The organism is Pseudomonas sp. StFLB209, from assembly GCF_000829415.1.
In the GTDB taxonomy this organism is placed as follows: Bacteria; Pseudomonadota; Gammaproteobacteria; order Pseudomonadales; family Pseudomonadaceae; genus Aquipseudomonas.
The window spans coordinates 5,334,450-5,346,168 of the sequence record NZ_AP014637.1; the positions used below are offsets into that span (position 1 = coordinate 5,334,450).

At 57.2% G+C, this 11,719-nt stretch carries 8 protein-coding genes; 1 reads left to right on the forward strand and 7 read right to left on the reverse strand.

Annotated elements, in window-relative coordinates; translation table 11 throughout:
- The gene (locus PSCI_RS23750; RefSeq protein WP_045491762.1) at nucleotides 1-975 is read right to left on the reverse strand and encodes an ABC transporter substrate-binding protein; all 975 of its coding nucleotides are present in this window, start codon (nucleotides 973-975) and stop codon (nucleotides 1-3) included.
- A gap of 11 nt (nucleotides 976-986) precedes the next feature.
- On the reverse strand, nucleotides 987-1,817 hold the full coding sequence (locus PSCI_RS23755; protein WP_045491765.1) for a class II aldolase/adducin family protein: 831 nt from the start codon (nucleotides 1,815-1,817) through the stop codon (nucleotides 987-989).
- Between the two features lie 584 nt (nucleotides 1,818-2,401).
- On the opposite strand from PSCI_RS23755, the gene PSCI_RS23765 reads away from it, so the two are divergent.
- A complete protein-coding gene (locus tag PSCI_RS23765; RefSeq protein ID WP_045491771.1) occupies nucleotides 2,402-3,442 on the forward strand; it encodes an ABC transporter substrate-binding protein in 1,041 nt (346 codons plus the stop codon).
- 87 nt (nucleotides 3,443-3,529) lie between these two features.
- Here PSCI_RS23765 and PSCI_RS23770 read toward each other — a convergent pair whose 3' ends face one another.
- The 5 genes from PSCI_RS23770 to PSCI_RS23790 all read right to left on the reverse strand — a co-directional run bounded on the left by PSCI_RS23770 (nucleotide 3,530) and on the right by PSCI_RS23790 (nucleotide 11,633).
- Nucleotides 3,530-4,843: a GDSL-type esterase/lipase family protein gene (locus tag PSCI_RS23770; RefSeq protein WP_158497597.1), complete on the reverse strand. Its 1,314-nt coding sequence runs from the start codon at nucleotides 4,841-4,843 to the stop codon at nucleotides 3,530-3,532.
- Nucleotides 4,844-4,941: 98 nt separating this feature from the next.
- Nucleotides 4,942-5,412 (reverse strand): bifunctional diaminohydroxyphosphoribosylaminopyrimidine deaminase/5-amino-6-(5-phosphoribosylamino)uracil reductase RibD, encoded by a 471-nt coding sequence (locus tag PSCI_RS23775; protein WP_045491776.1) that lies wholly within the window; start codon nucleotides 5,410-5,412, stop codon nucleotides 4,942-4,944.
- Between the two features lie 56 nt (nucleotides 5,413-5,468).
- The gene (locus tag PSCI_RS23780) at nucleotides 5,469-6,416 is read right to left on the reverse strand and encodes a hypothetical protein (RefSeq protein WP_331711511.1); all 948 of its coding nucleotides are present in this window, start codon (nucleotides 6,414-6,416) and stop codon (nucleotides 5,469-5,471) included.
- A 374-nt stretch (nucleotides 6,417-6,790) separates the two neighbouring features.
- A complete protein-coding gene (locus tag PSCI_RS23785) occupies nucleotides 6,791-8,647 on the reverse strand; it encodes a DUF262 domain-containing protein (RefSeq protein ID WP_045491781.1) in 1,857 nt (618 codons plus the stop codon).
- A gap of 25 nt (nucleotides 8,648-8,672) precedes the next feature.
- The gene (locus tag PSCI_RS23790) at nucleotides 8,673-11,633 is read right to left on the reverse strand and encodes an ATP-binding domain-containing protein (RefSeq protein ID WP_045491783.1); all 2,961 of its coding nucleotides are present in this window, start codon (nucleotides 11,631-11,633) and stop codon (nucleotides 8,673-8,675) included.
- Nucleotides 11,634-11,719 lie beyond the last annotated feature (86 nt).

The following is an 11,719-nucleotide window of genomic DNA, read 5'->3' on the forward strand; positions in this document are numbered from 1 at the left end:
TCAGGCTTCCAGAATGGTTTTAAAATCGTCGCGCCACAGCGGTCGTACATCGACGCGCTGGCGAATCAGGCGATGCTCGAAAAAGCTGTCAGCGACCTGCTGCGCCGAAACGATGGCCGGCTCGCTGATCGACTCCAGGCGGATCGGCGCACCGCGCTCACGAAACTGGCGCAGGTACAGGTCGGCGCTGATACCGGTCAGTTCGGCACTGTGTTGTGCCCAAGCCTCGGGGTTGGCGGCAACCCAGGCCCAAGTCGCCCGCTCGCGGCGCAGAAAATCTGCGATCTGCGCCCGTTTGAGCGGGTCATCCAGGGTGGCGCGGCGGGCGGCAATCACCGTATTGCCCACAAACGGGCTGGCGTTTTCCAGGCGCAGCGCCGGCACGCCGGCGTTGCTTTGTTCGGTGGCTTGCAGGGCACTGATACCACCGGCCACCAGCGCATCCAGGTGGCCGCTGCGAAAGGCAATCAGCGCCTCCTGCATCGGCATGGGCACCGGTTTGATGTCTTGCAGGGTCAAGCCGTGACGGCTGAGCAAGTCGAGCAGGTAATACTGGGTGTTGGTGCCGCGCACATAACCGACACTGCGGCCTTTGAGATCGGCCACCTGAGCGATACCGGTGTCGCCACCCACCACCAGCCCCAGGTCCTGGCGGGCGCCAGGCAGTACCGCGACCACCGCCAGCGGCACTTGGGCCAGCGCTGCAAAAATTGGCGGCACTTCACTCATTTGGGTGTAATCCAGACTGCCGCTGCGCAGCGCCTCAAGCACGATATTGCCCCCGGCAATGTCGACCCACTGCACCGGATACGGCGTGTCAGCCTGGCCGGCCAGCTCGATGAACGACGCCGCCGAGCCCTTATAGCGCCAGACCCGCAGCGGTTCCTGCGTAGCCGCCAGTGCCGGAGCCAGCAGCCCGGCGGCGCCCAGCGCGGCCGCGCCACGCAGCAGCTTGCGTCGTGTCAGGTCGGTCATGATCAACCGCCTCAGTCGAGCAAGTCAGGCTGTTGGGCGATGATCTCGTCCCACAGCGGCTGGAAGTTCAGCCACGAAAACAGCTCGTTGCGGGCGCGGCTTTGCGCAGTGACCGGGTCGGTTTGCGGCACCACCGGCACACCGGCAGCACGGGCCAGCAAATGCGAGCGCGCCACGTCCTCGGCCAGAATGAAGCGCCAGGCAGCGCTCTCGACCGTCTCACCGACCGTCCAGACCCCGTGGTTCTGCCAGAACAGCAAGTTGTTGTTGGCAAAGCTGTCGACAAACGCTGCGGTCACTCGATCACGGTCGTTGTCGAGGCGGCCGTCGCCGCTGCGCAGCTCATGGCGGCGGAAGATCGCCTGATCGGCAACAAAGGCACCGGCTTCGGCAGTAATAGGCTCGAACAACTGGCCAAGCGCTGACCAGGTGCGGCCATAAAAGCCGTGCAAGTGGGCGATGCCGACCACCTCAGGGCGCGCATTCTGGATACCGTCGTGCAGCTCCAGCGCGCTGGTGTTAAGCAGGCCTTCGCCCTCCACCACCTGCCCCTCACGGTTGACCCGCAACAGGCTGGACACGCTGATTTGCGAGAACGGCACACCCAACGGGTTGATCCAGTAATGCTCCGGTTCGATCGGGTCGCGGGCAGTGAAATGCCCGGCCAGCCCGACTTCGAACCCGTAGCGGGCAAACAATCGATAAGACGCCGCCAGACGCTGCTTGCGGTGCAGGCGCTCCTGCTGCAGGTCGTCGTGGTGCGGCACCGCCTCAAGGTTCAAGCGGTTATTGCCATGGGGCAGGCTCAGCAAGCTGTTGGAATAAGGTTGTCTCTGGCTCATGCCGGTTACTCGTGCTGGCGCTCGGCTTGGCGAGCTTTATTCAGAGCGAACACAGGCGCAAAGCGCCGTGCAGGGCTCAGATTCGGGTTCGGACTCGGGGTCGATAAGGAGGATCTACGTCTGGGGCGACGGATCGGCAGGCGGTGTCAGGTGCTCATGTACAGGAACCCTCGCATGGAATCGATATGGCTACAGCTCTCCTCCACCGTGCGAGGGGTCGGGTCGAGCGCGATCTTGTTGGGCCGGAATGTCAAAACCGGCCTGGTGACCAGAGTGCGTGGCGATCCTGCCACGCGGCAAACGCACATCCATACTGTGGCCGAGGATGCAGGGGAGCGTCATGAACGGCCATGGCTAGAACATAAACGCAGGTTGGTTGATCTGTAAAATTCCTTAATCGCATAACCTAATATTAATATTTGTTATTTATCGTTAATTTATTTATCTAAAAATCGCATAAGAAAGCACATTCGCCCGGCAGCGCTTCGAAACTATCGTTATTCAATATCGATATTTAAAAAATATTTTTAATACCTATAAGATCCATGCATCGAATGCCACCACTGCCGAACACCGGAGCATGCATGAACAAATCCACCCGCTTTCCTCGCCTCAGCCGCCTGGCCACCACACTGGGCCTGTGCACCAGCCTGCTGGCCGGCGCAGCCATGGTGCCTGCCACCGCCCAGGCTGAAGGCGAGATTCGCATCGCCGAACAGTTCGGCATCGTCTACCTGCTGCTCAACGTGGTGCGTGACCAGAACCTGATCGAGAAACACGGCAAGGCCGACGGCCTGGAGATCAAGGTCGACTGGACCCAGTTGTCTGGCGGCTCGGCGGTCAACGACGCGCTGCTGTCTGGCTCGATCGACATTGCCGGTGCCGGTGTCGGCCCGCTGCTGACCATCTGGGACCGCACCAAGGACCGCCAGAACGTCAAGGCCGTGGCCTCGCTGGGCAACTTCCCGTACTACCTGCTCAGCAGCAACCCCAACGTGAAGACCATCGCGGACTTCACTGAAAAAGACCGCATCGCCGTACCGGCAGTCGGCGTCTCGGTGCAGTCGCGTTACCTGCAGTACGCCGCTGCGCAGCTGTGGGGCGACAAGGAATTCAACCGCCTGGACAAATACACCGTCAGCCTGCCGCACCCGGACGCCACAGCCAGCCTGATTGCCGGCGGCACCGAACTGAACGGCCACTTCTCCAACCCGCCGTTCCAGGATCAGGCACTGGCGAAAAACAAAGACGTGCACGTGGTGCTCGACACCTACAAACTGCTCGGCCCCAACTCGCCGACCGTGCTGTTCGCCACCGAAAAATTCCGCGCCGAGAACCCCAAGACCTACAAGGCGTTCATCGAAGCACTGGGTGAGGCCGAGGCCTACATCAAGAAAGACATCAGCGGCGCCGCCGACACCTACATCCGGGTCAGCAAGGCCAAGATCGACAAGGCCGAACTGCTGAAGATCATCGACAAACCCGAGTTCCAGTTCACCACCACCCCGAAGAACACCTACCCGCTGGCTGAATTCCTGTTCCGCGTGGGCGCGATCAAGAACAAACCGGCCTCATGGCAGGACTACTTCTTCCAGGACTCGTTCAAGCCGTTGCAGGGCAGTTGATGGCGGGTTAGCGATAGAAAAAGCGCAGCCTGTGGTGAGCAGGCTGCGCTTTTTTATATTTGCTCGATATAGCCCACGATCTACAGTTTATTTCGCTCCAGGGTTTAGAAGCATTTCAAGATCTATCGCCTTTCCCATCGCCTGATAACCTGCTCTGTTCGGATGGACTCCGTCGCCCGGGCCGCCGATCGTGCTGTCTGGCACGAATTGCTTTTGCAATTTTCCCGAGGCGGGATCGCGGGTAGCCAGGTCAAAATCAACATAGCCGTCGAATAACTGACTCGACCGGATAAAGTCATTTAACGCTTTGCGTTTATTGTCTTGCTCGAGACTTCCATGGGCAGCGCTGGTACTGCCGTAAGCCGTCGTTAGGGTTGCACCGATGATACGAACACCGCTTACACACTCACGCAATTTTGCAATCGCGCCCGTCATTCCCTGGATGACGTCATCTAGCGAGGCCCTGCCGTTCTCGCTAAAGTCATTTATACCTTGCATCCAGATCACCGTCGAAACGCCAGACAGCTTGACAATGTCCGTGTCAATTCGTGATACAGCGGCCGGTCCGCCCCGAAAGGCCTGCTGCGCAGTATAGACACTTGGGCCAATGATCTGATTGCCACCCATCCCAAGGTTTACAACCGAAAATTTATCGCCGTAGGCGGCATGTAAGCGCTGGTTCAGAACATCCGGCCAGCGATCATCACCATTTAACGTTGACCCCACACCGTCGGTGATTGAGTCACCCAATGCGACGACAACTTGTGCATCGCCAGGCATACGCATATCCACAACATCAAGAAAGTAAGTGGATATCGTGCTGTAAGGCAGCTCCAGCCCGGCGTCATCATTCGCAGACGCAACGGTGTTGGGGTTGCTTAGATAGGAAGTGCTCAGCGACTTGGCATGCCATGTCATCGGCCCACTCGAACCTACGACAGCGAAACTGACGGCTATTTTCCTTCCCTCCAGCAGAGGGAATGCCTGTTTATGAATCGGCAGCTCAACAGCATCGCTCCAGACAGACTCCCCGGCGGGAATGATCACTTTACTTTGGCCCGCGAACAAAACCGGTCGACTGCTGCCTGCCACGATTGAAGACCCGTAAGCATGCAAGCCGACAGAGACTCCCTCAAACACCACCGACTGTGTACCAAATGAGTTTGATAGTCGAATACGGGCATGTGAGCCCCAGCGACTGGGCCGAACGATGAGGCGGAAACTCTGGTTGTTCGCCCCGCTCGCCTCATCTGGAAACGCATACTGTAAATCAGGCTGAGCGGCAGGATTTCCAACCGGATAAGGGCCCTGCTCGGCTGCCGCCCATACGGAAATCCATTTGCTGTCAGGTTCCGGACTTGAGTGAGCGCCAGGGCTCAACATATTGCTTGGTAAGATCATGGCCATCCTTGTTATGTTTATTCGGCGTATATCATTGACCTGGTTTTTCGAGCAGACCGAGGCCGCGATGAGCGAGCCCGCAACACAGGTTTTTACTGTTAGTTTGCCTGCCCACCTTGCAGATAAGGCCCCAGATCCTCGCCAGCCTGCTCTTCAAGCAAGCCAACCGTAACCGCTATCCCCGCCTGCTGAAGAATCGCGATACCCGCGCCAGCATTACGCGGGTCAGGGTCCAGCATCGCGACATGCACCCGCTTGATTCCCGAACTGACCAGAGCCAGCGCACAGGAAGGCGTACGCCCCGCAAACGAGCAGGGTTCCAGCGTCACATAGGCCATCAGCTCATCGAGGTCTGGCGCCAACCGGGACAGCGCCATTGCCTCCGCATGATGCTGCCCCGGCGGTTGCGTGTAGCCGCTGGCGACAACAACGCCATGGCGCACGATGACGCAACCCACTGGCGGGTTCGGCTGGCAGCCCGGCAATGCGCGCCGACCCTGCTCCAGTGCCTGGCTCATGAACAGGCTGTCTGATTCCGAGAATATAGAGTGCTCAGCGGTTAGCGACATGGCTGAATCCTTGTGTTGCGGGATTGGATTGAGGAATGAAACAACTGCGCTCAGGATCAGGATTTAATCCGGCCGCGAATCGCGATATCCAGACACCGCCAGACGATAAAGCCAATCAGCAGCACCTCACCAATACCGAACAGCAGGTTGAATAAAAAAGACCAGGGCTGCTCGAACAGGTAATAGATGATCGGGCGGGATCGAAAGCCGCTGACACTGAGCCTACCGGTAAAAAACGCAGGCACCAGATTCATCACGCGGGTCAGTTCCAGCACCGCCATGAAGGCGGCCACCAGGGTGAGTACAACACGTGCCGGAACCCCTATTGCCCCGGCCAACTCCGTTGACTGTTCAGGCTTATCGCCTTTGCGCTGTTTTACATTTTTTGCAGCCATCTTGCTTGCCGTTGCCGGCGCAGTTATCGCAGTTGTAGCCGCTCCGCAGACCGGCTCAACAACCTCCGTGGGCACGGCCACCTGCAGATAATCGGCAAGTTCATGCAGCCACACATCAGTGCGCTTGCTGCCCGGCACTACCGGAACATTCTGGCTGGTCAAACGCTGCTCAACGCCATCGCGCATCACCAGCCACAGCTGGGTATCGCGGACCTTGGCGCCTTTGCTGCGGCGCAGTTCCAGCTGTTTGGGGGATTTGACACTGAACACCGCCTGCACACGTTCGCGGCGTCCAAACAGGTTTCGGGTAATGCGCTGAACTTCACCCTTGACTCGCGAAAACACAAAGGTCTCACGGGCAGCGGTGTAGACCAGCATCAACAGCGCAAGGGCGGGAATCAACAGCATCAGGACGCCGAACATCAGCGCATGCAGCGGATGCATATCTGCCAGCGTCGAGCTTTCATCGGTGACCGCGAACACGACACCCGCAATCGGCAGGCTCAAGGCAATGGCGCACACCAATAGCACGACAGCGACCTGCACCTGATTGCGAGAGTGGATGTGCAGATCATCCTGCGCAGAGCGTTCGAACCGGTAGCCAATCAATATGCGCTACTCCTGGGTAATTTCGCCGACTTGACCAAGCAGTTGCATCGGCGCTGGGCAGTTTACTGGGTATCGATGACCAGAAAGATTGGGTTAAAGCGATCATCGGTGCGCGTAGGTTTGTGGCCGATTCTGTTGAAAAAATCGGCTTCGGTTTCTATGGCAGAAAAGTACGCGTCTGAGATCGAAAATCTGTTTTCTGCGCAGAAGGTTCAGGGCTCAGATTTGACGTAGTAGCGTGCAAAAAAGGCGTTTTCACCGCTCAATGCATGGGTACTCAGGCCGGGTCGGCTTTTTCAACACAATCGGCCAGCAGTTGCCCTCAGCAAAGTAACTCCGAACACTCGTTGCTTAAGATGCTTCCACTCCAGTTGCTACTGATCAACATCCGGATATGGCCAGATCTGAATCGCAGACTTGGCCAGCGACGCTCCCCTAGCGAGAATCTCCTGCTCCGACCATTCTCCATGGTCATGCAAGGCACGACTGAGATTCAGCTTGCTCCACTTCAAGAGTTCCGGCTTCTTGGCTAGCCAAGCGCAGTTGGACAATGCAGGGTTCAAGCTGCTGGTCACCAGTGTCAGATTGCCCAGCGTATGCTTGATTCGATCACGACGCTGGCTGAATTCCATCTTAGCCTGGGGATCATTCTGCACCTCTGCGGGCAGCGGCCAGTGCTCCTGCCACTTCACAGGCAGAATATGCTCGATGGTCAACCCCTTCGGCAAGCTGATAGCCTCGCTTTTAGCATGCGCCAGCGCCCCCTCTAAGGCTTTGAGCACCGCCCGCACACGGTATTGAGGCCACCACTGGTACAGTGGGTAATCGAGTAACGCCTTGCCCAGCTCGCCATCTTTTGGGAAGCGCACACTTTCCCCTTCGCTGGAGAGCAGGAACGCGCCAACCACCTGGGCGGTGATGTGCTTTTCACGCTCGAGATGACGAATCAGATCGAGGAATAGTCGGTTGTAATTTTTGGTGGTCAGGCTACAGATCATCCGACGGAACAGATAAGACTCAATCACCGTCAGGATCGCCTCAAACTCGGTTTGCTGCTGCGGCCGCAGTCGCTGACTACATAGCAGTAGCAGCGGATAAACCGTCGAAGTATCGATCACCACGAGGCGCGCCAGAAAACGAGCTAGACGAGATCCTGTCGCAAGCGAAGAGAACTGCCGAAAATGCTCGGCATAGGTCTTGAGCAGCGCCATATGCTCACTGGCAGTGTCGGCCTGGTCTATGAAGCAAGAGCTCCAGTCGGCCGTGTACTGCACGTAATTCTTATATTCGTTAAAGATGTGACCAACACGAATATCGCGGCGCATCGTCAGGGTTAGAAAATGGCGGATGAAGATGTCAATGCGCGGACGGTTTTCACGTCCCTGCTTGACCTCTTGGCGCCAAAACTCTCCATCGAACTCTGCCCAATGCTCTTCGTACAGCGTATCGATATCACAGCCTTCGCTTTGAGCACGCTGGAAGAGAAAGTTCTTGATCAAGTCCGCCGGCAGCAACTGCGTGCCACGTGCATTGAGCGTCTCAAAGATCACTTGCGATTCGTCGTCTTCGCCGAGATCGATCACCACCAACTGCAAGCCATTGCGAACCACAGCCCAAAGGGCGTCCAGCTGTTTATCCGGCGACTCTTCGGCTTCTGCAGCCTCCGGCTGCAACCACTCCTCGAACTGCCCATAAAAGTACAGGTAGGCTCCTACGATGCCCTGATCGTGGCTGAAGTCCACTCCCTTCTTACTCACCTGCTGCAATAACGCATCCGGACTGCCCGCGCCATGTACCAAGGTAAAGGCGTGACGATCGGCATTGGTTGGCAACAGTTTGGGCACCTCTGACGGGTCATCGACCATCGTGTCGCTGTTTGAGACCATTGACTCAAAGCGCCCGGCAAAGCGCTCGCTACCCCGGCTGCGGCACAAGTCGCGAGCGGCGATCAGCAGCAGCTGCAAGGTGGTGAAACGCTGCTGCCCATCAATGACCTGGCGGCCCTGCACAGAACCGGTGTCATTGCGCAGTTGCTCAAGCACAACGGCACCGAGGAAGTGCGGGCGCAACTTCTCACCAGCCAGCACCACACCGAGCAGGCGCTCGAAGTCCTCCCATAGCGGTTGCCAGTTATCCTCACGCTTCCAGACATAGGGCCGCTGGAACAGCGGAATCTGGTAGCAGACCGTGGGTTCGAAGATTCTTAGCAGAGGACGGCTGTTGGCTTCCATCGTTCATTCAATCCTTAGTTATCTACTAGCGCAGCCGACTCATCAGCAACTGCTGTCTCGCTCGCGTACAACCTACATACAACCGGTTGCGGAATACCGGCTGACCAAGATCGTACTGGTCGATCATTGGCAACAGCACAACATCGAACTCCAGCCCCTTCACATGCAACACCGACGTGAAGTGCACCAAGTACTTTTTCGACAGATCGATCTGCTCTGATACGCTCATCTTGCGGAAACTGCCCTCCAGCTCCTGCTCACATAAAGCATGCAGGGACCGAGCGGTTACCTGATCAGGCAACACTACAGCAACCGAATGATTCTCAGGGATAGCGGCGATTACCTCGCACAGATACCTGAACTCTTCTTCACGTTCGGCAAAGCAACGCATCATGTAAGCACCTTGCTCGCTAACCTGATCATGCAGAACGTCAGCGTCTAGCTGCTGTACATCCGTATCGGCTCCGCGCTCAAACAACTGCCGAAGTACCGTACTCAGCGCGACTAGATCCGGCTGCCCTTTCTGCCGCAAATTCTCATCCAACGCCACAAACTCTGGGCGTTTGCCAATCGGGAAGCAGTCCGCAATGTGCATTTCTTCATTGTGCAGCAACTGCTGCGAACGGTCTCCCACCACCGTGATCGCGCTATAACGCGGATCAGCCTGGGAGGTCATTAAATAGATCTGCTGCTCGCTAAAGTCCTGCACTTCATCGACAAAAACGCTCTGATAGAAAGGGGCCTCGCGTAGGCTGGTGGGGAGCGTGGCTGTTACTCCAGCACTCAGGTCGTGAGCCAGGCATAGCAGCAAGTCGATATCGGTCTCGCACAGGCGTTGCTCTTCAAGACGCTCCAGTACCTGCCATGCAATGGCCGCGTCAGGGAAGATGTCGGCATGTTCATACAGCGCCTTCGCATACAGCCCGGCGAAGTTCTTCAGCGGCTTGGCCAGATAATCCAACGCTGTCTGCAGGAATATCTTGCGTACCGAAGTTCGCGCCTGCTCGTCCTCGCCAGGCAGCACCTGACTACCGATCCCACTGCTGACCTTCAACCACTTCAGTCCCTCACCATCCAGATAGAGCAAGGACCTGGGCGTACCAAGCGCAATGAACAGCTCATTGACTAGCATGAATTTTGCTTCATACCCTTCAACAGTTACTATCGATGGCAGTAGAGCGCGGACGCTCAAGCCCGCCAGTGAGGCCTGCACAGCATCATTGAAGGATAAGGGGTGGTTATCCGCCGAGAGGTATTGGTATCGACTGCTCGATACACAGGGCAATGCCTCAGCCCCCTCGGCCTCGGCCCTGTATAGCACCAGAACCTGATTGGGTTGCTGGAACAAATCGACGGGCAACTCTGCCAGCCTTTGCGCCAGTTCCGGAATGCCCTCGCCATAGGCCATTTGCTCCCCCAGATGAATACTCTGGGTTGACGGACCAAGAATGCGCTGAGCCAGCGCCTGAATCTTCTCCAACAATCTGGCCGCCAACCGATACAAGGCTCGTTCCGCATTCAAAGGCGAGAGCAGCTCTTGCACCAGTTCATCAATACTTGCTACAAGCGCTTGGCGGGCAGCGGTGAACTGACTGCGCTGCTGGGCAGTAAACCGTCGCAGATGCTCGCTGTCGACCTCAACTAGCGGGCTCTGCAAGTCGGCGGCAATCACCCGCGCTAGCGCAAGCCGGGCGGCATTGAGCCAGGCCAGCGTCGTGGTCAGAGAAGGCCCCTCGTCGCTACTGCGTTTGAAGCGCTTACCAGAAGCCGCCGAAGACTCTAGATTGCGATAGTTGCGCAGCTTGAAGCGCAACTCGTGATACTCAAGCACCGGCAAACCGGGCATACCTAAACGGCTGCAGGTTTCCTTGAGGTACTGAATCAGCTCGCCAGTGCGCACAAAACCGACGCTGCCGTCCTGAGAAAACTTGCCAGCAAACTCGCCCTCCCAGTAGTCGAAGTCGTCACCGAGAATGGACCGGAACGTCTCACGATCTGTCACTTCATTCGAGTTGAAGTCACAGAGCATCTTGGTCCTCCCAAGGGCAGCCGAGGTCTTGCCTGAGCCCGCAACGCCCTCGACCCACATTGGCCCAACTGGTGCACGGGAAATGATCTTGTCCTGATTAGGGGTTCGATTAAGAAAAAAGTGCTCATCCAGGCTCATGCGCTCAATTAGCTCACCGCCAACGTCATCTTCCACATCATCGAGATCAGCAATCGACAGTGCCGAATCTTCTTCCTCGTCATCATCGAGAATTTGCAGCTGCGGCGCAGCAGGGACGGACGGTGTCAGCTCTAGCGGGTCGTCCGCTGACTGTCCGTCGTCTGGCAGGTGCGTAAAAACCTCTGTCACCGGTATGTCTGGAAACCCGGCATCTTTAAATGCTTGCTCGGCAGGCTCAAGCAGCTCCCTGCGAATGGGCGGCACAATGGCGACAGGTTGCTCTACGCTATTGGACTTTGCAGACTTTTTACTCGGTTCAGTGGTTTGCTTGCCGGCAATTGGCTGGTCTTTCGAATTAGTCTTTGTCAAAAAGGCCCGCAGATCCATGACCTTTCCTTGGCCGTTCGCATTCTCTACGCCCACCGCCAGAAAGTTGCGCGCATGACGCTCCAGCTCTTCAAAATCATGGCGACGAAACTGGCGAGCCTCAGTGACCCGGTATTCACCCCAGGCCTTAGAGAAGCTCTCAAAGCCCATCCCTGCCACAGCGCAAAGGCGGCCCACTGGTGAGTGGGGAGTGGTATAGCCCGAGCTGGCTTTGGGGTATACCAGCGAGTCCATACCCAGCCGGAATGTAGCAACCCCCTCGTTCTCACGTTCGATTACCAGCGCCTTGCCGTAGGCATTGCGCTTAAGACTCCGGTAAGCCAAATCGCCCTCACGGATCATCCGCTCGGCGTAATCAATAATCCCCTCAAGAACCTCCAGCTCTTCATGGGCAACCTTGCGCAGGGATGCTTCACTAATCTGCCTTGCCATACCTGTCGATCCTTATCCTTAGCAGAAAACGTCCACACCCCGAGGTAATCATCTTCCCAATCTGACGTTAAGAAGAGTGTGCGGTA